The organism is Segatella salivae DSM 15606 (assembly GCF_000185845.1).
Lineage (GTDB): Bacteria > Bacteroidota > Bacteroidia > Bacteroidales > Bacteroidaceae > Prevotella > Prevotella salivae.
On record NZ_GL629647.1, the window covers coordinates 857,527 to 882,573 of the forward strand.

A 25,047-nucleotide genomic window follows, 5' to 3' on the forward strand; every position below is an offset into this window, starting at 1 on the left:
CCAATTCGGATTGCGCTAATTGGCTTCCTATTGCTACTTGTAGGGAATCTATCTGCGCAGACAATCAAGGGAACCGTGAGTGAGAAGTCTGGCGAACCGGTCATCGGAGCGACGGTGATGGAAACTGGAAGTCACGGAAATGGTGTTATCACCGACCTTGAAGGAAACTTTGTTCTCACGTTGAAAGGGAACACAAAGAAAATCACAGTATCTTATGTCGGCATGAAAACGCAGACATTAAGTGTTGCTGGAAAGACTACTGTTGACGTTGTTCTTGAAGATGAAGCCACGAGTTTGAATGACGTAGTTGTCATTGGTTATGGCTCTGTAAAGCGTAAAGACATCACAGGTTCAGTGTCTACAGTGGGTAGTGAAGCGCTTGCTTCGGTACCAGTTGCCTCTGCTTCTGAAGCTTTAACAGGTAAATTAGCTGGTGTTCAGGTAAGCACCTCTGAAGGATCTCCTGATGCTACAGTGAAGATTCGTGTGCGTGGAGGTGGTTCAATCACACAAAGCAATGCCCCACTCTTTATTGTTGACGGCTTCCCTGTTGACGATATTAGCAACATTCCGGCTACAGATATAGAGGATATCACCGTGTTAAAGGATGCTTCTTCGACTGCAATCTATGGAAGTCGAGGTGCAAATGGTGTTATACTTGTTACTACAAAAAATGGTAAATCGGGTAAAGTGAATGTGAGTTATAACACATATTACAGTTGGAAAAAGATTGCAAAGAAGATGAATGTGTTATCTCCTTCTGACTATGCTAAATGGCAATACGAGCTGGCTTTACTCAAAAATGATAATAACCCAAGTAAAATCTCCTCTTATACAGATTATTTTGGCAATTATCAAGATATTGATTTGTACGACAATGTGAAAGGAAATGACTGGCAAGATATGACATATGGGCGCATAGGTCATACCTACAACCATAACTTAAGCATTACAGGCGGTACAGAAAACATAAAGTATTCCTTCAGCTATGCACACATAAATGACAAAGCTATCATGATAGGCTCTAACTTTAAGCGTGATAACTTCAGTCTGAAACTAAACACTAAACCTTCAAAAAGAACTACCATCGACTTGCAAGTACGCTTTAGCGATACTAAAGTTCGAGGCGGAGGAGCTAATGATGCAAAGGGAAGTTACAATACAGATAAACGCTTAAAGGATGCTGTTATCTATCCCGTTATTCCACTAAAAGGATTGGATGAGGCCAACACTTCATTCGATGATAGCGACATGAACATATTCGATCCTATCACTTCTGCAGCAGATAACGATGAAAAAAAGCAGAATAAGAATTTCAATATGGCTGGAGCTTTTGGCTGGGAAATTATGAAAAACCTCACGCTGAAAACTGAATTTGGATATGATTACTACACGATGTATGATCAACGCTACTATGGTTTGACTTCATATCAAGCCAGAAACTATGCCGATCAAGCTTTCGCTGATCATCCATTAATTAGCCTTGACAACGATGTTCGTGAGAGATTCCGTAATACAAACACAATAAATTACGACTTCAAGAACCTCATTAAGAACAAAGATCACAGCCTAAACATATTACTTGGACATGAATATATCATCACAAAAGAACATGAGAACATCAATCAAATTGTAGGCTTCCCCAAGACATACGATGCCGCAACAGCATGGCGTTTGTCTTCACAAGGCACAGCTTCTGGTACAAGTGACTTCTATTCTCCAGACGATAAACTCCTCTCTTTCTTCTCCCGTGCGAACTATAGCTATAAAGATAAGTACTTAGCGAGCGTCACTTTCCGCGCTGATGCCTCTTCAAAGTTCTCTAAAGAAAACCGTTGGGGCTACTTCCCTTCAGCCGCTTTAGCATGGAGAATCACGAGTGAAAAGTTCATGAATAGCACGAAAAAGTGGCTTGATGACCTTAAACTCCGCTTGAGTTTTGGTACAGCTGGTAACAACAATATACCCTCCGGACAACTCATTCAGGAGTATATGACCTACTCAGCTACGTCATCTCAGCGTACTTGGGTGAATGGTTTTACGACCTTGTTAAGGCCATCTAACTTCATGGCTAACCCCAATTTGAAGTGGGAAACAACGATAACTCGCAACATAGGATTAGACTGGACATTGTTCAATGGCAAGCTAAATGGAAGCTTTGAGTTCTATAAGAATACCACAAAAGACCTGCTAATAGCCTTCCCTGTGTCTGGAACTGGCTACGAATTCCAGTATAGGAATCTCGGAAAAACACAGAATTCAGGCTTTGAAACGACGTTCACTTGGCACGTTGTTAATAAGAGAAATTGGGGTATTGACCTAAGCGGTAATATCAATTTCAACCGAAACAAGATTATACAACTTGGCATAAAGGACTACTATAACGATACACATTGGGCATCAAGTGAAATCGATCCCGAGTTTGTTGTAGCCGTTGGAGGCCGTGTTGGTGAAATCGTTGGTTATCAAAATGCTGGCCGTTACGAGGTTTCTGACTTCACAGGATATAATGCATCGACTGACAAGTGGACATTGAAAGATGGTGTTGATGATGCAACCGCTATTATAGGAAAACTTCGTCCAGGTGCTTTGAAACTAAAAGATCAAGATGGTGACCATAAGGTTACAGCGAGTGATAAAGTAAAAATAGGTGATGTCACACCCGATTGCTTTGGTGGTTTCAACATCAATGCACGCGTTTACAACTTTGATTTGTCTGCACAGTTCAATTATTCTATTGGTAACCAGGAATACAATGCCAACAAAATAGAATATACAACAACTGGAAAATACATCTACCGAAACATGATTGATGTGATGAAAGAAGGCAAACGATGGACCAATCTGGACCCAGAAACAGGCCTATTATCTAATGATCCAGACCGTCTTGCTAAGCTAAATGAGCATACAACGATGTGGTCTCCCTATATGTCTAAAATGGTTTTAACTGATTGGGCAATAGAAGATGCATCATTCTTACGCTTGAATACGCTTACCATTGGTTACACCTTACCTAACCATCTGACGCATCGTGTTGGCATAAACAGCCTTCGTGTTTATTGCACTGGCTATAATCTGTTTACTATAACAGGTTATTCGGGTTTCGATCCTGAAGCAGATACCTTCAGAAAGACAGCGCTTACACCAAACGTAGACTATTCAGCTTATCCAAAGAGTCGTTCATTTGTTATCGGCTTAAATCTCAATTTCTAAACGAATCTCTATGAAAAGATATATCAATTACACATTATTGTCGGTTGTGCTTACAGGCATTACATTCTCTTCTTGCAATTTAGATGCCCCCACACAATCATCACTTGATGAATCAACGACATTCTCTACATACGCTCTTGCAGAAGCCGAGCTCATGTCAGTAAACGTTTCTTTCGGCGAAACTAACTCCTATCGAGGTCGCTTTTTGCCTTATTATGGCCTCAATAATGATGTGGAAGTAGGAAGTGGAACGCCGCCATCCAAGTCCAATGCTACAAACGAAAAGCAAAGCCTTTGGAACTTTGATACACCGGCAAATAATTCATTAATGAATACCGATAATAACGCTTATTCTAAGTTTTACGAGGGAATTGAGCGTGCAAACCTTGCAATTGCCGGTATCAGAAAGTACGGAAACATAGACAAAAACCCTGATATGGCACAGCTGTTGGGTGAAGCTTTAACGCTAAGAGCAGTCATTTATACCGACTTAACAAAGGCTTGGGGTGACGTGCCTGCTCGCTTTTCACCAAACAACAACGATAACATCTATTTGCCACGCACAAACCGTGACTCCATCTATAAGGTGCTTTTAAGCGATCTAAAAGAGGCAGAACGTTATTGTTATTGGCCAAATCAGAATGCAATTACAAAGACAACAGAACGCGTAAGCAAGAGCTTTGTGAAGGCTTTACGTGCCAGAATCGCTCTTTATGCAGGTGGATATGGCCTACATGGTGATGGATATCGCCTTTCAAAAGACCCAGAACTGGCTCCTGAAAAGATGTATGAGATTGCACGCAAAGAATGTGAAGACGTCATCAACTCTGGCAAAAATGAACTTGGTTCATTCAAAGAGAACTTCACAAAACTTTGCCAAGACAACGTCACAGCAGGCGGAGAGAGTCTTTGGGAAATACCATTCTCAGCAGGACGCGGCCGTGTTCTCTATACATTGGGTGTCAAACATAATGCTAAAGACCAATATACGGGACAGGCACAAGGTGGTGTAAATGGCCCCACTCCTACCCTTTACTACGATTATGACACAGAAGATGTGCGCCGAGATATTACTTGTGTGCCTTACGAATGGGGTAAAGATCTTGACAGTAAGGGTAAAGCGTCAGTGCAGTTAAGGTCTATCAATAAATGGTGCTTTGGCAAATTACGCTATGAATGGATGAATCGCATCGTCACTTCTACTAATGACGATGGTATCAACTGGCAGTATATGCGGCTTGCCGATGTTTATTTGATGGCAGCAGAAGCCGAGAATGCACTTGGAAATACAGCGAAAGCATGGACCTATATGGAACCCGTTCTTGCACGAGTACTTCCTTCTGCCAAGGTAATGGCACTCAAAACAAAGTACACAGCAAGTAAGAATGCATTCTTTGAAGGCATTGTTGAGCAACGTGCTTTGGAGTTCGCAGGCGAGTCATTACGCAAGGCTGACCTCGTTAGATGGGGCATTATCGACAGCAAAATGGCTGAAGAGGTTGAAAAACTCAACGCACTTTCCAACCGCACCGGACGTTATGCAGGCCTGCCTGATAAGGTTTATATCAATGCCACTACCGATGCAAATAACATCCAAGTCTATGGACTTAATAAGGGAGAAGATAATAACACCAAGATACAGGAACTGAAAAATGCCGGTTGGACATCCAAAAACTGGTTCGTAGATAATAAGACTGGTCTCAATCTTCTTACCGAAGACTACATCCAAGGCTTATATGTTGTCAAACCAAGCACCCATTGTCTATGGCCCATCTGGCAAACATTCATCAACAATAGCAATGGAATGCTCAATAATAATGGCATCTATGGCCAATTGTCTGACTAATAACAAGAAACAAAATGAAAACAAATCATATCATCACCACATGTTTGTTAGGCCTTTCTTTTGGCCTAACAGCCTGTGAAAGTCCTATGGAGGAGATTAAGAATATCATCTTCGATAGAGCATTCTCTCCTATAGATCTCGAAGCAAAAAACATCGGAGAAAGTAATGCAACCCTAAATTGGACAGCCTTATCAGGCGTGAAAAACTATCAGATTGAAGTCTATGCAGACGATAGTCTCACGTTTACTGGCAAGCCAACGCTTACCTTAAAAGTCAATAATCCAACGGTTAAGTTAGAGAATCTTGTATATGATACAAAATATTCTGCACGCGTAATGGCCCTTGATAGCGCTGATGTTTCACGCAATTCTAAGTGGAGTGAGGTCTATTTCCGCACCAGTGCACAACAGATTCTCACCTCATTCTCGCTTGAAGATGTTGGTGATAGAGATGTCGTTGCCCATTGGCCAGCAGGCGAAGAGGTTGATAACATCACCGTGTTTAACAAGACAACTGGCAATAAAGTAACTCAATACACACTGACAGAAAGTGACAAAACTAATGGTCGTGCGCATGTAACAGGACTGCAACCCGAAACAGATTACACGCTCAAACTATATCGAAATGGCAAAGAACGCGGTTCAAAAAGCTTCAAAACCATTATTGATCTCGCGGGCGCAACTATCGTTCGCTCTACTGACAACTTTAGTGAGATGTTAGAAAATGCCACAGCTAATCAGGTGTTTGCCTTGTATAATGGTACCTATAAGATTAGTGGTGGGTCTGGAGAAGATGGCGCAGGTAGTGCCGTTATCAATAAAGATATCGTCATTAAGGGTATATATCAGACTGCAAAACCAAAGATTCAGGGACGCTTCCAATTGGAGAATGGAGCAGGATTAACATTAACCAACGTCGTTGTTGATGGCACAAAGAATGCTTCTAACGACCAGTTCTTCAATTATAAGACGGCAACTAACTACAAGAAACTCGACATAAATAATTGTGAGTTCTATGGAGCCGTTTCGTCAGGTACAGTGATGAAGGGTTTCTATTATATTAATGTAGGTGCTACAATCGAAGCCATCAATATTCAAAACTCATTCATCCACGACATCGTTTGTGATGGAGGAGACCTCTTTGACTGCCGAAAAGGCTATATAAAGAGCTTGAATATCAACAACAACGTTATCTATAATTGCGCTACTGAGCGTGATTTCATACGCTATGATGATGCTTCTAACAGCTTTGGCAACCCCATTCCAGAGATCAATATCACACAAAACACGATTGATAATTGTATGAATGACGCCAATGGTAAACGTATCCTCTATGTGCGGTTTAATGGAAAGAAAGGTGGTCAACGAATCAAAGTAGCCAATAATCTCATTACCAATACGAAGGCGGTATACACAAATCAGGCTACAACCTCTACGCCTGAATACCGCAACAACTATTATTTTAACTGCAATAATGCCAACATTTTTGCAGCAAGCGACAAAGATAATAGCCTCTATTGGAATGGAGATGTTTCTGGCAAGAACGGCGATAATCCCAACTATCAGAATCCAGCGAAGGGTCAGTTCACTGTGATGAACAAAGACATTAGCAAGTTGAAAGTGGGTGCACAGCGATAAGATTCGACACATTTCAAATCAAATTAAATACAAAAGGCAGTCCATGCGAGGACTGCCTTTTGTATTTCTCATGATGAGTGGAATGTAAATGGGAAACAACAATGAGAGAATAAGAAAATATTTTCAGCCATTTTAATGCGTGAAACCATTCATTTTACTTCATCATTTGACGCATATCACGCCATAAAATGACACACTTTGTAAAACACCTCCTATACTATTGATTACCAACAAGCTACATCTATACGACAAACCGAGCCCAACAAAACTTACAAATGCCCCTGCAATAGCCTCCCCATAGGCCTTATCAAACCAACGCTTAGCTATAACTTTTTAACAAATTTGCATAGAAAACTTCGATAAAAGCTTAAGAGAAACTACGTCTTTCCTACTTAACCTATAACACATAAAATACAACCAATCTTGCGAAATAACGAAAAAAAAATGATAAAGAAAGAATATCTATGAAATTATTTGTAATTTTGCAATGTCAAGATAACAATATAAAGTAAAATCCTATGATAATAACGATTGCACGACAATGCGGCTGTGGCGCGTTACACATTGGCGAACAGCTGTCTGCTTTCTATGGTATTCCATTCTATACCCGCAAGAATCTATTAGAGATGGCACGTCAAAAAGGAGTCTTAGAAGAGATGGATGACTTCTTTGAAGAGCGCCCAGTAGACGAACTTATGTTTGCAATCTCTCAGTTTGATGACGAACCTAAGGTTGCAAATTGTAAGGCGTTTGAGATTCTTTACGATTTAATTGGTTCGCAAGATTGTATTATCATCGGCCGATGTGGTAACTATATATTCAGAAATCGCAAAGATCTTGTATCCATATTCCTAAAAGGTAGTCTTCAAGGTCGCATCTCTGCAATTGTAAAAGAGGAGCATATCAGTCATGAAGAAGCCAAGCAATTTGTGCATGATTTGGATGAAAGCAGAGTGCGTTATCATAAGTATTACACAGGGATGAAATGGGGAGAAGCCAACGATTACGACCTATGTTTCGACAGTATACGCTTGGGTACGGAGAACTCTGCAGACTTTATAGAACAATATATACGTGAGATTAATCTAAAGTAAACGTGCAAAGATGAAGTTCATCAAACAATTTATCATCATCATCGCATTCACATTTATTGGAGAGCTTTTGCATTTTCTGATTCCATTGCCCATCCCTGCCAGCATCTACGGCATTGTGTTGCTCTTTATTGCGCTATTGATGAAATGGGTAAAAGTAAATGATGTGCGCGAAACAAGCATCTTTTTAATAGCTATTATGCCAGTGATGTTCATTCCGGCAGCTGTCGGTTTGATTGATTCTTGGGCTGAAATACGTTCAAATCTCCTGCAATACGTTGTTGTAACTACTGTGAGTACGTTCACGGTTATGGGCGCAGCGGGCTATGTTACCCAACGAATCATTCGTAGAAATAAGAAAGAAAAGAAAGCTACAAAATAGGATAACAATAATAATATGCTAACAGATTCGATTTATTTCGGCGTATTAATCAGCCTTGGTTCATACGTAATAGGTATGTATCTCAGGAAAAAGACGGGATGGAGTTTCATGAATCCTCTACTGATTGCAATCATTTTAGTCATTGCCTGCTTGCTTTTGACCGGCGTAAGTTATGAAGATTATAACGTAGATTCAAACTGGTTGAGTTACCTTCTCACACCAGCAACAATATGTCTTGCCGTGCCATTGTATCAACAAGTGGAGCTTTTGAAGAAGAATTATAAGGCAATTATATTGGGTATTACGGCTGGAGTGGCGTCGAGTTTACTAACAGTTTTGCTCCTCGCCCTACTCTTTCGATTTGATCATGCCACGTATGCAACCTTCCTCCCTAAGTCCATAACGACTGCTATTGGCATGGGCGTTTCAGAGGAATTAGGTGGTTATGTATCGGTTACAGTGGTAGTAATCATTGTGTCAGGTGTATTGGGTAACATCTTCGCGGAGAAGTTTTTATCACTCCTTAAGATAGAGGAACCCATTGCAAAAGGTATCGCAATAGGAAGTGCTTCGCATGCAATTGGTACTGCAAAAGCTATGGAAATCGGAACCATTGAAGGCGCTACGAGCGGTCTTTCGATTGTTGTCAGCGGTATATTGACGGTAATTGGTGCCTCATTATTTGCATTAATCATGTAAATGTTACTTGACTTTTGGCATAAATAAGTTTGGATTGTTGACAATCCCCTTATTTATGATAGACTATCGACACACGTATTTTGAACACAAAGCTGTGCTATCATCAGCAACACTGACTTAGATTATATCATAAAGAGAAATTAGTTATACAAACAAAAGCGCTCGGCGGACAACCACCGAGCGCTTTTATATGATGTAGTTAAATTGTGATAACTACCTATTTCTTATCTTTTTTCTGTTCTTCTACAGACTTTTTAGACTTTGTTGTAGGCTTTTTTGCCACTGGTTTCTTGCTGGTTGACGGCTTCTTAGCCTTGGATTCCTTCACTCCTTCTTTCTTATTTGCATCCTCTATCTTTTCTATTTTGGCCTGCAATCGAACGATTTCTTTATCCTTCATGGCCAATTCATCACCTTGATTCTTTATAGTTGTCAACAAACTCTCAAGTTCCTCATTTCCTATTTCGGCTGGATAGAGGTTATTGACACGAGTGATAAAGTCGCCCAAAATATTCATATAGTTGGTGAAAGCATCAAAAGGACTGCTGTAAATACCAAGATCTATGCCAATACGCGAAGGCTTCGTTGTCATAAATCTAAAGTTATTGCTGGCCTGAAGATAGTCCCAGTCTTGATTGATTCGTGCATCATTGGCAATTCTAACACGGTCAGCCACGCTATAAAGTTTATTGAAAGCTTCACGCTGCATAGGGTTCCCAAGCCATGAACTAACATCACGTTCTTCGTCAACCCAGCTTAAAGTGTCGGGAACACTTAATGTATCGACAGGTTTAAACGTACTACAGATTTCGGAAGGAGTAGAGAATGTGATATCCTTTTCCTTTGCACAAACAGGTAAAGCCTTAAAGAATTCGAGGATATTGCTGGACAAAGGTTGTGCAATTCCTAAGGCTGAAAGTTCCATAAAAATATTAATAACCTTCTCTTGCTCAGGCAATGACGCAATCTCATCAATGTAACGATCGGCAAACAATGGATATCCTGACCAATCACGATTATTGAAACGCAAAGAAATATCATCGCTAAGTTGGATATCTCTCAGTAATAACTTCAACTGAGGAGCCATTGCACTGCTATAAATATAATGTGGAGACTTCCATCCTAAGACATGCTTTGCGCCTTCAGTAAGCATACCTTTGAATCCCATTTGAGCTACTTGGAAGCCAATCTCATCGCTATAGATGAGTGAAGAGTTACGAAGCACCTTCGGAGATTGGCCAAAATACTCTTTGATTTTAGTGCATTGCCGTTTTACTTCATCTGCAAAGCTTTCTTCGTTCACTAAAGAAGCAAGTCCATGTGAATAGGGTTCAGCCAAAAATTCCACACACCCCGTCTCGTTAAGCTCTTGTAATTTCTCCAACACTTGAGGGGCATGCATCTCTAATTGCTCCATACCCACACCACTAAGTGAGAATGCTACCTTGAAATAATTACCATTATTCTTAATCATTTCGAGTAGGGTGTTGAGTGCAGGCATATAGGAACGTTCTGCAATATCTGTTATACTATGCTCATTTTCATAGTCATCGTAATAGTAATGGTCGGTTCCTATATCAAAGAAACGATAGCGTCTAAGATGTATAATCTGATGTATCTCGAAGTATAAACAAATTGTTTTCATATTCTTTACTTGATGATTATTTGGTCAAACATTATATTATATAATTTATTTCCAGCCTAACGTACGCTCATAAAGCTCGTAAATCCATTGTCCTACCTTATCCCATGTGATTTGATCAACCTCTTTTTTCCCTTCAACAGCAAGGTAATCGAAAAGACTTTCATTACAACAGATACTATAAATTGCATCAGCAAGTGCATGAATATCCCAGTAATCCATCTTTATACAATTGGTAAGAATCTCGGCACAACCACTCTGTTTCGAAATAATCGAAGGCGTTCCGCATTGCATTGCCTCAAGTGGTGAGATACCAAAAGGTTCGCTTACCGAAGGCATTACATAGACATCGGAATCTTTTAAGCATTCATAAACCTCCTTTCCTCGCATGAAACCAGGGAAATGGAAACGGTCTGCAATACCGCGTTCTGCTGCTAAATAAATCATCTGATCAAGCATATCACCTGATCCTGCCATACAAAAACGAATGTTTCGTGTGCGATGGAGCACCATGTTTGCAGCCTCAATGAAATACTCTGGGCCTTTCTGCATCGTGATACGCCCTAAGAATGTCACAACCTTCTCTTTTCCTCTATGGTCTGGACGAGGTATCTCCTGCCATTCCTTCTTTAACGGATAAACGGCATTATGCACTGTAAACACCTTGCGAGGATCTTGATAATACTGATGAATTACAGTCTGACGTGTCAATTCACTAACACACATGATACAGTCAGCATTATCCATTCCATCCTTCTCTATGCCGTAAACAGTGGGATTAACTTGGCCTCTACTACGATCAAAATCAGTGGCATGAACGTGTATACACAATGGTTTCCCAGTCACTTGCTTAGCATGTATGCCAGCAGGATAAGTCAACCAATCGTGTGCATGAATAATATCGAAGTCTAAAGTCCTGGCAACTACGCCTGCAATAACAGAGTAGTTATTAATTTCTTCATGCAGATTTGAAGGATAACCTCCTGCAAAATCCATGCAGCCAAGGTCGTTAACATGCATATAATTGAAGTCACCATAGATGTGATCACGTAGTTGATAGTAGAGTTCAGGACTCATAACATGCCCTACTCTATCTTTAACATAATCGTAATTCACGTCACGCCATGCAATGGGAACACAATTCATTGCAAGAATGTTTGCCGGTGTTCGGTCTTCATCTCCAAATGGTTTGGGGAGACAAAGCGTGATTTCCGCATTACCATGTGCGTGCAAACCTTCAGTGATACCATAATTAGCTGTGGCTAAACCACCATAAACATGAGGGGGATATTCCCATCCAAACATCAAGATCTTCATTTTCTTTCCTCCCCAGAATTAAAGTTATAGCGTTCCAAGAGTTCGAGTGTACGCAGTATCTCGGCCACATTCATAGCAAAAGAAATAGCTCCACGCCCATGGAAAGGCGGGTTGCCATCAAATAGTTCAGGAATAGTTCCTATGCAATGCTGGAACATTTCATCTTCATATCCAACCATTTGGCGTTCAACAAAGCTTTGCCTTGTGCGCTTATATAGTTTCAAACATGCTTCCATATAAAAGCCTCCAAGCCATGGCCAAGCTGTACCTTGATGATAAGCATAGTCTCTTTGCACCTGTGGACCAGTATAGATTGGGTTGTAACCACTACTCTTTGGAGATAGTGAACGCAAGCCTTTTGGGGTCAGAAGTTCACGGGTACATACATCAAGTACACTCTTCTTCTGCTCTTGAGACAATGGAGAATAATCGAGAGCTACGGCAAAAATCATATTCGGTCGAACGCTATAATCTTGCGAACCACCATTAACATAGTCAAACAAATAGCCGTATTCATTATAGAAAACCTTACTAAATGATTGCTGACAACGCTCTGCTAACGCTTCTAAATGAGCTACTTCTTTATGGTTATTGTTTAATTCTGCCAAAGAAGAACAGAACTTTAATGCGTTATACCATAATACATTGAACTCTACGATGTATCCCGTTCGAACAACAACAGGGCTGCCATTCACACTGGAATTCATCCAAGTAACAGATTTTCCACGTCCATCAGTATATAGAAGTCCATTTTCCTTTACTTCCAAATTAGGATGCTTACCTTCTTCTATGAACTGAAGTACTTGCTTCATAAACTTTCCATAGCGTTTCAAACAGGCTTCAAGCCCTACCTCTTTGGCATATTGCTGTAGACACCAGATAAGCCAAAGCAAGACATCGGGCTGCTCAATCTCAGTGATTTTCACACTAAGTGGCTTGCCTTCCATAAACTCTTTTATCCCTCGTTCAGCCGTTTTGATAACGAGTTCAAAGTATTCTTGCTCCTCAATAGATAATGTTAGCCCTGGCAATGCGATAAACATGTCACGCGCACGGCACTTAAACCAAGGATAGCCTGCAAGGATATAACGATCATCATTCTTTTCATGAATGTGGAATTGGTGGGCAGCATTGACAAGACAATGAAAGAAATTATCACGCGGTGTGCGTTCTTCAACCTCCTCGTCAAAAAGCTTTTTTAATGTAGTTGTTTTGATTTCAGAAGTAGAAGCCGCAAAAACAATACTCTCACCTTTCTTTATATTCACTTCAAAATAACCAGGAACATAAAGGTCTTCGTTAGAAGCATAACCACGTTCTTGCTCTTTTGAATATTCTATTCCACGGTACCAATCGGGTTGGAAGATAAATTCATTGGACTTACTCAATTGCATAAAGAGTTCGGGATAACTCGGATACATTCGTGTTTTGATTCCATTATCAACCGATTGGAAGTCTCGGCTCGCAACAGAATTCTCGTGTGTAAACTCCCGAACACTTCGAAAAGCCAAGAAAGGACGTAGTCGTAAGGTTGTATCTGAATGCGCATCGACCAACGTATAGCGTATAAGAATTCGATCTTCGTAGTGTTGAAACACAATCTCTCGCTTCAAAATAACTCCGCCTACACGGTAAATAATTGTTGGAACCTTATCACAAACAAGCTCACGGATATACTTATGCCCATTGGGGCTATAGGTATCACCATGGTATTTGTGGAGACCAAGGTTAAATTCTGCTCCATGTTGCACGACTGTAACATCTAAAGAAGACAATAAAACATGGTTTTCGTCATCGATTTCCGGCACGGGAACCACCAACAAACCATGATATTTCCTCGTATTGCAGTCTACAATCGTAGAACAAGCGTATGCACCTGAACGATTCGTTCGAAGCAACTCGCGTTGCAACGACTCTTGTAAATTCGTCATCAATGCCTTTTCAAACTTTAGATAGCTCATAGTTCTGTACTAAGGTTTATTATGTTCTATATGCTTTGGTTAATGTAAAGACTCAGCGTCTTCACTTGTTCTCAAAGTTAATCAATTTCAATAAATGCACCAATAAAATGCATATCTTTTTTTTAAAAAACTACTTTAAAATCAACAAATCGTATAATTTTGTCAAAAATGAGGATGACATTGAGAGTTTTTTATTATATTTGTAATCGCTAATAACAAAGATTGTAATTAATAATTAATGCAAGATGCTAAATCAAGATAACACAAGGAACGAGGTTATTAAGGCCCTCATACATCTATGGGGACCTATATCTGAAGGCCAACAGAAGGCATTCCTCGACAATGTTCAAATTAAAAGAATCATAAAAGGCCAATATATATATAGGGATATAGATAATCCCAATTGTATGAAACTACTCATACATGGTAAGGTTAAGGTATCAAAGATGGGTATAGGTGGGCGTAATCAGATTATACGTATAGTCAAACCAATGGAGTTTTTCGGCTTCATAGCCTACTTTGCAGACGAATCTTATACAACTGAGGCAATGGCATTGGAAGACTCTACCATTGCTTATATAGACATGTATATTATCATTCAGATGATGAAAGAAAACTTCAATATCAATCTTTTCTTTCTAAAGAACTTGTCAAAAGAGTTGGGACATTTCGCAAATCGCATTGTAAATCTGACGCAAAAGCATATCCGTGCACGATTAGCCGAAGCACTTCTTCTGTTGAAAGATAATTATGGATTAGAAGAAGACGGTTATACATTGAGCATATATCTTAGCCGTGAAGACTTGGCAAACCTCTCAAATATGACTACAAGCAATGCCATCCGAACGCTATCTGCCTTTGCTAATGAGAAACTTATAGCGATTGATGGACGTAAAATCAAGTTCCTCAATAGTGAAGAACTTAAGAAAATTAATAAGATGGGATAACTTTTAATGACTAAAATATCAGCATCCTATATATAAATAAGGTGGAGGAGTCTTTTGAAATGATTTTTTAACTATGATGATAGGAATCTAAAAGCTCCTCAACCTGTTTTAATTTATCTTCCATTGGCAATGAAGCATCTATCCAATGGATATCAAACCCTCGCCTTTCCATACCTCTAAACCATGTCATTTGGCGTTTAGCAAACTGATGAATTGCTATTTCAAGGCTCGCAAACATAGTCTTATAATCCACCTTTCCCATGAGATATTCGGTCACAAACTTATACTCAAGACCATAATAAATAAGGTCATCCGCAGCAATACCACGCTCAAGTAGTCCTTTGATTTCATCTATCATACCTGATTCTAAGCGCTGTTTCAACCTATCAGTGATTTTCTTTCTCCGAGTATCTCGGTCAATATCAATTCCTATTATCAGCGACTTAATTGGAGGAAAGAGCCTATTCTGTGTTGGATTTTCAAGGTTATAACTTTCTATTTCAATAGCACGTATAGCACGTTGACACGAGTCTACATCCGTCTTATTATGCATTTTTGCTCCATTTTTCAACTTTAACTCCTCTAAGATTAAGGTTAACTCTTCAAGTGACTTACCTGAAAGTCTATCACGAAGCGCCTGATTTTGAGGTACAGGAGAAAGCTGATAACCTTTCAAAACAGATTCAACATAAAGTCCAGTTCCACCGCAAAGGATTGCTTGTTTGCCTCGCTTCACAATATCTGAATAAGCATTTAAGAAGTCTTCTTGATATCTAAAAAGATTATATTTTGTACCGGCATTGCAGATATCTATTAAGTGGTATGGAATCTTTTGGCCATCAACAATATAGTCATCCAAATCTTTTCCTGTACCAATCGTCATATCACGATAAACCTGTCTGCTATCGGCGCTGATAATTTCTGCATCAAGACGAGCCGCAAGATGGGCTGCAAAATTTGTCTTTCCAGAAGCTGTTGGCCCCACGATAGCAATTAAAGGATGTGAATCTGCAAGCATATTGTCATTAGATTTATTGTTCATAAAGACAAAGTTAATAAAAAAAATCCCTGTCAGCAAGCCGACAGGGATTATATTTCATCATTCTGTTACGCTCTTATATGAGTGCAACAATTAAATGACTCATTATTGTATTACTTCAGTTCTGCGAAGAACTTGATTGTACGTACCATCTGAGAGGTGTAAGAGTTCTCGTTATCATACCAAGAAACAACTTGTACCTGATAGGTGTCATCGTCGATTTTGCTAACCATTGTCTGTGTTGCATCGAACAAAGAACCAAAGCGCATACCGATGATATCAGAAGAAACAATCTGATCTTCATTGTAACCAAAGCTCTCGTTTGCAGCAGCCTTCATAGCAGCATTGATGCCTTCTACAGTAACATCCTTACCCTTTACAACAGCAACAAGGATAGTTGTTGAACCTGTTGGAGTTGGAACGCGCTGTGCTGAACCGATAAGTTTACCATTCAACTCAGGAATTACGAGACCGATAGCCTTAGCTGCACCTGTTGAGTTAGGCACAATGTTGCATGCACCAGCACGAGAACGGCGGAGATCACCCTTACGCTGAGGACCATCAAGAATCATTTGGTCACCTGTATAAGCGTGGATTGTTGACATAATACCACTCTGAATAGGAGCATAACCATTCAAAGCTGCAGCCATAGGAGCCAAGCAGTTTGTTGTACAAGAAGCTGCAGAGATAACTGTATCAGCTGGAGTCAGAGTCTTGTGGTTAGTATTGAATACGATAGTTGGAAGATCGTTACCAGCTGGAGCAGAAATAACAACCTTCTTTGCACCTGCCTTCAAGTGAGCAGAAGCCTTCTCTTTAGAAGTATAGAAACCTGTACATTCGAGAACAACATCTACATTGTTAGCAGCCCATGGGCAGTTAGCAGCGTCTTTCTCAGCAGAAATCTTAATCTCCTTACCATCAACGATGATTGAGTCTTCAGTTGCTTCTACTGTGTGTTTGCCTTCACCATACTTGCCAGCGAAGCCACCCTGTGCTGTATCATACTTCAAAAGGTGAGCAAGCATCTTAGGACTTGTCAAGTCATTGATAGCAACAACCTCATAACCTTCTGCCTCAAACATCTGACGGAATGCGAGACGACCAATACGACCAAAGCCGTTAATAGCTACATTTACCATTTTTAATTTACTTTTTATAAAGGTTTATAAAACAATATTTTTATTTTTTATATCGCAACATTTCTCTTGTTACGATTGCAAGATACAATATTTTTTTATTTTTGCAGGCGCAAGTTATATTAAATATTATAAAAAATAGTATCACTCCCTATATATCACGGATTAACAAGATTGTATGAGGGGGATTGCAAAGCCGATATGACAAAAGAAAGGCATGCAATTTTAAAAACTAAACATTATCTTAAATATTACAGACATGGGTAAATTCATTCAAGAATTCAAAGACTTTGCGGTTAAAGGCAATGCAGTTGACATGGCAGTCGGTGTTATCATCGGCGGTGCTTTCGGTAAAATCATTACTTCTATCGTTGATGATATCATCATGCCTCCTATTGGTTGGCTCATCGGTGGAGTGAAGTTCAGCGACCTAAAGATTCAATTGCCCGAGGTACAACTACCAGGTGTCGAGCACATGCAAAGCGTAACAATCAACTATGGAAACTTCTTGCAGAATGTTTTCAACTTTATCATTATCGCCTTCTGTGTGTTCTTGCTTGTAAAAGCCATTAATAAGTTGTCGCAAAAGAAAAAAGAAGAGTCTGCAGCTCCAGCCCCTAATCCAGAACCAACAGCTGAAGAGAAGTTATTATCTGAAATTCGTGATTTGCTGAAAAACAAATAAGCAATCGTTAATTCTATAGGAAATAAAGGAAGTTTGAACGTGTTTTTCACGTCAAACTTCCTTTTTTCGTCTCTTGAAATATTGTTAAAGCAAACCCTCTTAAAGTCCTATCAGCATTTCACTCCTCTCTATATATCGTTGTTTTCTTCACAACAGACAAGGTGTTTCTGTAGTATTCAACATACAAAAATGTAATGATTAAATACCTATTTTTAGTCTTTCATAAATCAATGAAATAGAAAAAGAAAGAGAGAAAAAATCAAAAAATCGGCTGTTAAAAGCAAAACATAAACAAAAACAAAGCTAAGTTGTAAACGAAATCAGTCATATTGCAACGCTATCCCTACTATTTCATGACGTATTCTGTACCATATCATCCCACAATATGGGCTATTTTACAATACCATTTGACGTGAAACAAGGTTTTATTCTACTACAAATTTGTCGATTCTTCCTTCTCTTTTTCGTAACCAATTGATACGCAATGTCTTTTGATAGCCTTGAAAAACGAGTATTTTTTGAAAGAAACCAACCTCCGTTTCAAATACGCGAGTTATGAGAAGGATATTGTAAAGTTTTTTAGTGGAATAGCCTTAAGAATATAAAAGGGTAAAAAGAGAGGAATAAATAAAGCTGAGAAGAGAAAAGATTTACACGAATATAAATTGCAAAACGACTTCTCTTTATGTGCCTTTATTCTTCTATTTTTACCCTTTTAGAATTTTATCTTTTTATGGTTCCTTTACTCCCACTCGATTGTCGAAGGTGGTTTTGAGGATATGTCATAACAAACGCGGTTAACTCCCTTTACCTTTCGGATGATTTCATTAGACACTTCGGCCATGAAATCATAAGGAAGGTGTGCCCAGTCTGCTGTCATTGCATCCATAGAAGTCACTGCGCGCAGTGCTACAGGATGCTCATAAGTGCGTTCATCTCCCATCACTCCAACCGACCGAATGGTAGAAAGCAGTACGGTACCAGCTTGCCAAACATTGTCATAGAGAGTCGTTCCATCTGGCAATTTATAGTGATGCATCTTCTCAATATAGATGTCATCAGCATCTTGAAGGATGCGAACTTTCTCACGAGTAATGTCACCAAGGATGCGAACGGCTAAGCCTGGACCTGGGAAAGGATGGCGTTTTATGAGACGTTCTGGCATGCCTAACTCATAGCCTACACGTCGAACCTCGTCCTTAAATAGCCATTGCAAGGGTTCACAAAGCTTGAGTTTCATCTCTTCTGGAAGTCCACCTACATTGTGATGACTCTTGATTGTCATGCCCGTGATACTCAAACTTTCTATACGATCAGGATAGATTGTTCCCTGAGCCAACCATTTTGCATCGGTAATCTTCTTTGCTTCAGCATTGAAAACCTCAACAAAATCACGACCAATAATCTTGCGTTTCTGTTCAGGATCAGTCACTCCTTCTAAGTCTTTGAAGAATTTTTCACTGGCATCTACGCCAATCACATGAAGACCAAGCCCCTCATAAGCTTCCATTACCTTAGAAAACTCGTTCTTACGAAGCATACCATGATCTACAAAGATACAGGTGAGATGATCTCCAATAGCTTTATTGAGCAAGGTAGCACATACAGATGAGTCTACACCTCCTGACAAACCGAGGATTACTCTGTCGTTACCTAACTGTGCTTTTAACTCTGCAACAGTGCTCTCTACGAATGAAGCTGCACTCCATTCTTGTTTACTTTTACAAATGTCTACAACGAAATTGCGCAGTAATTGCATACCTTGCAGTGAATGGAACACCTCTGGATGGAACTGAACGCACCATACATTCTTGTCTTCATTGGCAAAAGCTGCATACTTAACATCGGAAGTTGAGCCCGTAATATGGAAATCTTTAGGAATCGAAGTAATCGTATCGCCGTGACTCATCCATACTTGTGAGCCTTTCTCAAAGCCCTTAAAGATGCGGCAATTGCAGTCAATCATCTCAAGATTTGCACGGCCATATTCGCGCGTTCCAGTCTGTTCAACGGTTCCTCCGCCAGCATAAGAGATGTATTGTGCTCCATAGCAGATACCCAAAACAGGGTATTTACCAATAAACTGGCTTAATTCCACCTTAAAAGCCTCCTCATCATGCACCGAATAAGGACTTCCGCTTAAGATTACACCAATGATATTTGGGTCGTCTTTTGGAAACTTGTTGTAAGGTAAAATCTCGCAGAAGGTATCCAGTTCACGCACACGTCGGCCAATCAGCTGTGTGGTTTGTGAACCGAAATCAAGAATTATTATCTTCTGTTGCATAGTAAATGGATATTATTTGTGATATTTCTTATCAATCAATCAGCTGCTGAGCAAAGGCTTCTGCCTGGTCAAGCGTGTCAAGTTTTCCCACATCCATCAGTTTAAGATCAGGCTTTATATACCCTTTAATGGCTACTTTGTCGCAGTTCTGCAAGTAGAATTCCATGATGGGGAAACGTTCAGGATAGTCGTTCATCAAAGGAAAGAGTTGTGGAGAAAACGTGTGAATACCAGAGAAAGCATACATTTTATAATGCTTCTTCAAGTCATCTACTGACGCCTTTTGTATTTCTTTATAAGGGCTTTTCACCTGACCTGTCTCTATATTTACCCATCCTACGAGGCGCATTTCCTGGTTAAACAATAGATAGCGCTTGGTTTTTCGCCAACTAACAAGCAACACTGCACCAGCCATTTCGTGGGGAACACCACAAGAAGGGCACATTATTTTTCGGTCTGAAGTATAGAACTTCTTGAGGTCAACATTACTTAAAATGTCGACATTATGAATCAAAATGGGTTCATTTTTGGTAAAAAGAGAGTGGGCAAACTTTATTCCTCCGCCAGTTTCGAGTAAGCCATTAGTTTCATCACTGATGCGAATATCAAGATGAAAATTGTCATTTTCCCTTAGATAGTCAATGATTTGGTCGGCAAAATGATGCACATTGATGACTATTCTCTCAAAACCTGCCGACTTTAATCTTAGGATTACACGCTTGAGCAGTGGCTCTCCACCCACCCTTACCAATGCTTTTGGCATACTATCGGTAAGTGGTTTCAGGCGAGTTCCCATTCCTGCGGCGAATATCATTGCTTGCATCATGCTGAATTTTATGTCTACAAATTTAGTGATTTCTATTGAATCACCCAAATTTATTTATCTTGTTTACTCGTTATTTCTTTGCTTCGAACACCTGTTCTATACCTTGTTCACGATGACAAACAATCACTTTGACACCAAATTTATCGTGAAGATGCTCGGCAAGATGCTGCGCACTATACACAGAACGATGCTGGCCACCAGTACATCCAAACGAAAACATCAAACTCGTAAAGCCTCGTTGTATATAGCGAGCTACGTGATGATCGGCTAATTTGTAAACACTTTCAAGGAAAGTAAGTATTTCTCCGTCATCTTCAAGAAAGCGAATGACAGGTTCATCCAATCCTGTCAGCTTCTTATAAGGCTCATATCGCCCGGGATTATGTGTACTTCGACAGTCGAAAACATATCCACCACCATTACCAGAAGGGTCTTCTGGAATTCCTTTTCGATAAGAAAAGCTATATATTCTAAGCACCAATGGTCCCTTATCATCATATTTTGAGAACGTCGCCGGCCCGTCTTGAGGATGTGATTCATACACATTATTGTCACTAATCTTAAAGCCATCGGAACGTGTCATGACGGGTTTTTCAACCTCAGCGAACTGGGGAAGTTCCGTCAATCGTTGCAACATGTTCATCAAATAAGGGTAAGGGAACGTCTCTTGTGGCATCTTTAACAACTCCCGAAGATTATCAATTGCAGGAGGAATGGAGTCAATGAAGTGTTTCTTTCGTTCGAAATAGCCCCGAAAACCATATGCTCCGAGCACCTGAAGTAAGCGGAACAATACAAATAAACTCAATCGATTGACAAAATGGCGCACGCTGGGTACTTCTACATATTGCTGCAAAGCATCATAGTATTCATACGTTAATGTGCGGCGAAGTTTAAAGGAATATTTCGCAGAAGCTTGCCAAAGGAATGATGCAAGGTCATAATAGAAAGGCCCCTTTCGCCCACCCTGAAAGTCAATGAAATAGGGATTACCCTCTTGATCGAGCATAACATTACGCGCTTGGAAGTCACGATAGAGGAAGCAATCAGACGTTTCAGACGTCAAATCTTGGGCAAACATGTGAAAGTTTGCTTCAAGTTTCAACTCATGAAAGTCGAGTCCTGTGGCTTTTAAGAAACAATATTTGAAATAATTGAGATCAAAGAGCACACTCTCCTCATCAAATTCAGGCTGTGGATAACAATTCTTCCAATCAAGACCACGCGCTCCACGTATTTGGAAATTTGGCAAAGCACGAATAGTTTTAATGAGCAACTGCTGCTCATTTTGATTGTAACGACCTCCTGCTTCTCGTCCTCCGCGAATGGCATCGAATAAAGATGTATGCCCCAAATCGGTCTGTAAGTAACACAATTCATCTTCACTCACGGCCAAGATATGCGGAACCGGTAATTGACGTAACTGAAAATGGCGATCCAAATAAATGAAAGCATGGTTTTCATCACGGCTCGTTCCAATCACACCAACAACACTTTCTCCATCTTTTCCTATGAAACGATAGTATTGTCTGTTACTTCCTGCACCAGGAATCTTCTCTATTTCTGCAGGTTCTTCACCCTTATATTGTATATAAAGTGCGGTTAATTTCTCCATGATTATTTGAATCTATCTTTGTTTTTCCGATTATTTTCCCATTGCACTATCAGTGCATCAATAAGCAAAATAATCATCATGATACCCAAAGACATAAAAAACGACTTTGTAATATATAGCAGAAGGCAAGCCACAAAGGCTAATAACCCAACATGTTTCCAATCAAATTTTACTTTCATCTTGCAAAGATAGGAATAAAGGTATAAACATCAAAGCGAATAACTAAAAAAATCGGATGTCATCACGACAACCGATTTTCAAAAACAAACTACTTAAAAACTAATCTACTAAAACAAATCAAAAAATATCATTTTCGGCACATTGTCCGATGATTTTATATTTCTGTTTACGACAAAGATAGGAAAAATCCGAATAGATTCAAAGAGTAAATAGTCTTTTTTTATTTTTATTAACCTACGAACGCCAAATCATTAGAATCTCATTTGATAGAAATTACCGTTCAATATGCCTGAAAACGTTTTATAAAGAGGGTGTAATTATATGGTAAAACCATAGAAAACAAAAAACCGGTTCACTCGCTTTACGAATGAACCGGTACTATTTTTTGTGTACTTTCAGCTTCAATAATGATGAAGCTAAATACACTTTAAGGATTCAAATGAATTACATCATACCACCCATACCTGGTTGTGCCATAGGCATTGCAGGTGCTTGAGGTTCTGGTTTGTCTGTAATCAAGCATTCTGTTGTTAGGAACAGTCCTGCAATAGAAGCTGCATTTTCAAGTGCAACACGTGCAACCTTAGCTGGATCAATAATACCTGCCTTTCTCAAATCTTCGAATTCATCAGTCCGTGCATTATATCCGAAGTCGCCTTTTCCTTCAGCAACCTTGTTCACTACAACCGAACCTTCACCTCCGGCATTAGCAACAATCTGACGAAGTGGCTCTTCGATAGCACGCTCTACAATCTTAATACCTGTTTGTTCATCGGCATTATCGCCTTTAAGACCCTTCAAAGCTTCGAGTGCTCGGATATAAGTTGTACCACCACCAGCAACAACTCCTTCTTCCATTGCAGCGCGAGTAGCACATAAAGCATCGTCAACACGATCTTTCTTCTCTTTCATTTCAACCTCTGAGTTAGCACCAACATAGAGCACAGCTACGCCACCTGCCAACTTCGCAAGACGCTCTTGGAGTTTCTCTTTGTCGTAAGAACTCTTTGTGTTTGCAATCTCATTTTTAATTTGAGCCACACGTTCTGCGATGTTTTCTTTTGTGCCTCCGCCGTCAACGATAGTCGTATTATCTTTTGAAACAGTGACTTTCTTTGCAGAACCACACATCTCAAGTGTTGCTTGTTCAAGCTTCAAGCCCTTCTCTTCACTAATAACTACACCACCTGTTAATACGGCAATGTCTTCCAACATGGCTTTACGTCGGTCGCCAAATCCTGGAGCTTTGACTGCACATATCTTCAAACCACCACGCAAACGGTTTACAACCAAAGTGGTAAGTGCCTCAGAATCTACATCCTCTGCAATAACCATTAATGGACGACCAGACTCTGCTGCGGGCTGAAGTATAGGCAAAAAGTCTTTCAAATTGCTAATCTTCTTGTCGTAAATAAGGATATATGGGTTATCCATTACACATTCCATCTTATCGGCATCTGTTACGAAATAGCCACTCAAATAACCGCGATCGAATTGCATTCCTTCTACAACACCGATGCTGGTCTCACGAGTTTTGCTCTCCTCGATAGTGATAACACCATCCTTTGAGACTTTACGCATTGCATCAGCAAGCAGCTTTCCAATCTCAGGATCATTGTTTGCAGAAACCGTAGCAACTTGTTCTATCTTGTCATAGTTGTCACCTACGAGTTCAGCATGCTCCTTAATATAGTCTACAACAGCCTTTACTGCCTTATCAATACCGCGTTTCAAATCCATAGGATTAGCGCCGGCAGTTACATTTTTCAATCCTTCTGTAGCAATAGACTGGGTTAAAATTGTTGCAGTTGTTGTTCCATCACCGGCATCATCGCCTGTCTTGCTGGCAACACTCTTAACAAGTTGTGCACCAGTATTCTCGAAACGATCCTCAAGTTCAACCTCTTTAGCAACGGTTACACCATCTTTTGTGATTTGAGGAGCACCAAATTTCTTCTCAATAACAACGTTACGACCTTTAGGACCCAATGTAACCTTCACTGCATCTGCCAATTGATCAACGCCTCTTTTCAAGAGTTCGCGTGCTTCAACATTATATTTTATCTCTTTTGCCATAATATTTTCTGTCTAAAAATCTTTGATTTTGAATTATAATTTTTATGATTTCGCAAATTATCCAACTACTGCCAAGACATCACTTTGACGCATAATCAGATACTTTTCACCTTCATATTCCAATTCGGTTCCGGCGTATTTGCCATAGAGAACGACATCATTCTCTTTCAGAACCATAGCTTCATCCTTTGTACCTTGACCTACTGCAACTACCTTTCCACGTTGAGGTTTCTCCTTTGCTGTGTCAGGAATGATGATTCCGCCTACTTTTTCTTCAGCTGGTGCAGGTACAACCAGCACTCTGTCTGCTAATGGTTTAATGTTCATAATCATTATATATTTAATATTTCTATTTTATTTTGACAACCGATGTTATGCTAAAAACGTGCCAATAAAAATGATATGACAAATTTGCCAGTGTGATATGACACAACTGACAGATATAAAACAAGAGTTTCTATGCCT

General features: G+C 39.8%; 18 protein-coding genes. 8 read left to right on the plus strand and 10 right to left on the minus strand.

Annotated elements, in window-relative coordinates:
• Nucleotides 1-3 precede the first annotated feature (3 nt).
• From HMPREF9420_RS03585 to HMPREF9420_RS03610, 6 genes are all read left to right on the plus strand, one after another.
• On the plus strand, nucleotides 4-3,213 hold the full coding sequence (locus tag HMPREF9420_RS03585; RefSeq protein ID WP_044079069.1) for a SusC/RagA family TonB-linked outer membrane protein: 3,210 nt from the start codon (nucleotides 4-6) through the stop codon (nucleotides 3,211-3,213).
• Nucleotides 3,214-3,223: 10 nt separating this feature from the next.
• On the plus strand, nucleotides 3,224-5,059 hold the full coding sequence (locus tag HMPREF9420_RS03590) for a RagB/SusD family nutrient uptake outer membrane protein (protein ID WP_007134076.1): 1,836 nt from the start codon (nucleotides 3,224-3,226) through the stop codon (nucleotides 5,057-5,059).
• Between the two features lie 86 nt (nucleotides 5,060-5,145).
• Nucleotides 5,146-6,696, plus strand: a complete 1,551-nt coding sequence (locus HMPREF9420_RS03595) for a DUF4957 domain-containing protein (RefSeq protein ID WP_044079070.1) — start codon at nucleotides 5,146-5,148, stop codon at nucleotides 6,694-6,696.
• 518 nt (nucleotides 6,697-7,214) lie between these two features.
• Nucleotides 7,215-7,790 carry a cytidylate kinase-like family protein gene (locus tag HMPREF9420_RS03600; protein WP_007134078.1) on the plus strand — a complete coding sequence of 192 codons (576 nt, stop codon included), beginning with the start codon at nucleotides 7,215-7,217 and terminating at the stop codon, nucleotides 7,788-7,790.
• A gap of 10 nt (nucleotides 7,791-7,800) precedes the next feature.
• Nucleotides 7,801-8,169, plus strand: coding sequence for a CidA/LrgA family protein (locus tag HMPREF9420_RS03605; protein WP_007134079.1), 369 nt, complete (start codon nucleotides 7,801-7,803; stop codon nucleotides 8,167-8,169).
• A gap of 15 nt (nucleotides 8,170-8,184) precedes the next feature.
• Nucleotides 8,185-8,868 carry an LrgB family protein gene (locus HMPREF9420_RS03610; RefSeq protein ID WP_007134080.1) on the plus strand — a complete coding sequence of 228 codons (684 nt, stop codon included), beginning with the start codon at nucleotides 8,185-8,187 and terminating at the stop codon, nucleotides 8,866-8,868.
• Nucleotides 8,869-9,085: 217 nt separating this feature from the next.
• Here the strand turns inward: HMPREF9420_RS03610 and HMPREF9420_RS03615 are convergent, their stop codons facing one another.
• From HMPREF9420_RS03615 to HMPREF9420_RS03625, 3 genes are read right to left on the minus strand one after another with little or no spacing between them, the layout of a single operon-like run.
• Nucleotides 9,086-10,513, minus strand: a complete 1,428-nt coding sequence (locus tag HMPREF9420_RS03615; protein WP_007134081.1) for a glycoside hydrolase family 57 protein — start codon at nucleotides 10,511-10,513, stop codon at nucleotides 9,086-9,088.
• A gap of 45 nt (nucleotides 10,514-10,558) precedes the next feature.
• Nucleotides 10,559-11,827: a glycosyltransferase family 4 protein gene (locus tag HMPREF9420_RS03620; RefSeq protein ID WP_007134082.1), complete on the minus strand. Its 1,269-nt coding sequence runs from the start codon at nucleotides 11,825-11,827 to the stop codon at nucleotides 10,559-10,561.
• Nucleotides 11,824-13,788: a glycogen debranching enzyme N-terminal domain-containing protein gene (locus HMPREF9420_RS03625; RefSeq protein ID WP_007134083.1), complete on the minus strand. Its 1,965-nt coding sequence runs from the start codon at nucleotides 13,786-13,788 to the stop codon at nucleotides 11,824-11,826. Before HMPREF9420_RS03625 ends, HMPREF9420_RS03620 begins: the two co-directional genes overlap by 4 nt.
• A gap of 245 nt (nucleotides 13,789-14,033) precedes the next feature.
• Between HMPREF9420_RS03625 and HMPREF9420_RS03630 the strand changes: the two genes are divergently transcribed.
• On the plus strand, nucleotides 14,034-14,735 hold the full coding sequence (locus tag HMPREF9420_RS03630) for a Crp/Fnr family transcriptional regulator (protein WP_007134084.1): 702 nt from the start codon (nucleotides 14,034-14,036) through the stop codon (nucleotides 14,733-14,735).
• A gap of 67 nt (nucleotides 14,736-14,802) precedes the next feature.
• Here the strand turns inward: HMPREF9420_RS03630 and miaA are convergent, their stop codons facing one another.
• Nucleotides 14,803-15,777 carry a tRNA (adenosine(37)-N6)-dimethylallyltransferase MiaA gene (miaA, locus tag HMPREF9420_RS03635; protein ID WP_007134085.1) on the minus strand — a complete coding sequence of 325 codons (975 nt, stop codon included), beginning with the start codon at nucleotides 15,775-15,777 and terminating at the stop codon, nucleotides 14,803-14,805.
• 110 nt (nucleotides 15,778-15,887) lie between these two features.
• The gene (gene gap / locus HMPREF9420_RS03640; RefSeq protein ID WP_007134086.1) at nucleotides 15,888-16,916 is read right to left on the minus strand and encodes a type I glyceraldehyde-3-phosphate dehydrogenase; all 1,029 of its coding nucleotides are present in this window, start codon (nucleotides 16,914-16,916) and stop codon (nucleotides 15,888-15,890) included.
• 256 nt (nucleotides 16,917-17,172) lie between these two features.
• Here gap and mscL point away from each other — a divergent pair, with 256 nt between their 5' ends.
• Nucleotides 17,173-17,598 (plus strand): large-conductance mechanosensitive channel protein MscL, encoded by a 426-nt coding sequence (gene mscL, locus HMPREF9420_RS03645; protein ID WP_007134087.1) that lies wholly within the window; start codon nucleotides 17,173-17,175, stop codon nucleotides 17,596-17,598.
• Nucleotides 17,599-18,340: 742 nt separating this feature from the next.
• Here mscL and guaA read toward each other — a convergent pair.
• The 5 genes from guaA to HMPREF9420_RS03670 form a co-directional block, all read right to left on the minus strand.
• Entirely contained in the window at nucleotides 18,341-19,885 is a 1,545-nt protein-coding gene (guaA, locus tag HMPREF9420_RS03650) for a glutamine-hydrolyzing GMP synthase (protein ID WP_007134089.1), read from the minus strand.
• Nucleotides 19,886-19,916: 31 nt separating this feature from the next.
• Nucleotides 19,917-20,711: a sugar phosphate nucleotidyltransferase gene (locus HMPREF9420_RS03655; RefSeq protein ID WP_044078741.1), complete on the minus strand. Its 795-nt coding sequence runs from the start codon at nucleotides 20,709-20,711 to the stop codon at nucleotides 19,917-19,919.
• 70 nt (nucleotides 20,712-20,781) lie between these two features.
• Nucleotides 20,782-22,326, minus strand: coding sequence for a RapZ C-terminal domain-containing protein (locus tag HMPREF9420_RS03660; RefSeq protein ID WP_007134091.1), 1,545 nt, complete (start codon nucleotides 22,324-22,326; stop codon nucleotides 20,782-20,784).
• 624 nt (nucleotides 22,327-22,950) lie between these two features.
• Nucleotides 22,951-24,582 carry a chaperonin GroEL gene (gene groL, locus HMPREF9420_RS03665; protein WP_007134093.1) on the minus strand — a complete coding sequence of 544 codons (1,632 nt, stop codon included), beginning with the start codon at nucleotides 24,580-24,582 and terminating at the stop codon, nucleotides 22,951-22,953.
• A gap of 57 nt (nucleotides 24,583-24,639) precedes the next feature.
• A complete protein-coding gene (locus tag HMPREF9420_RS03670; RefSeq protein WP_036906115.1) occupies nucleotides 24,640-24,909 on the minus strand; it encodes a co-chaperone GroES in 270 nt (89 codons plus the stop codon).
• Nucleotides 24,910-25,047: the final 138 nt, after the last annotated feature.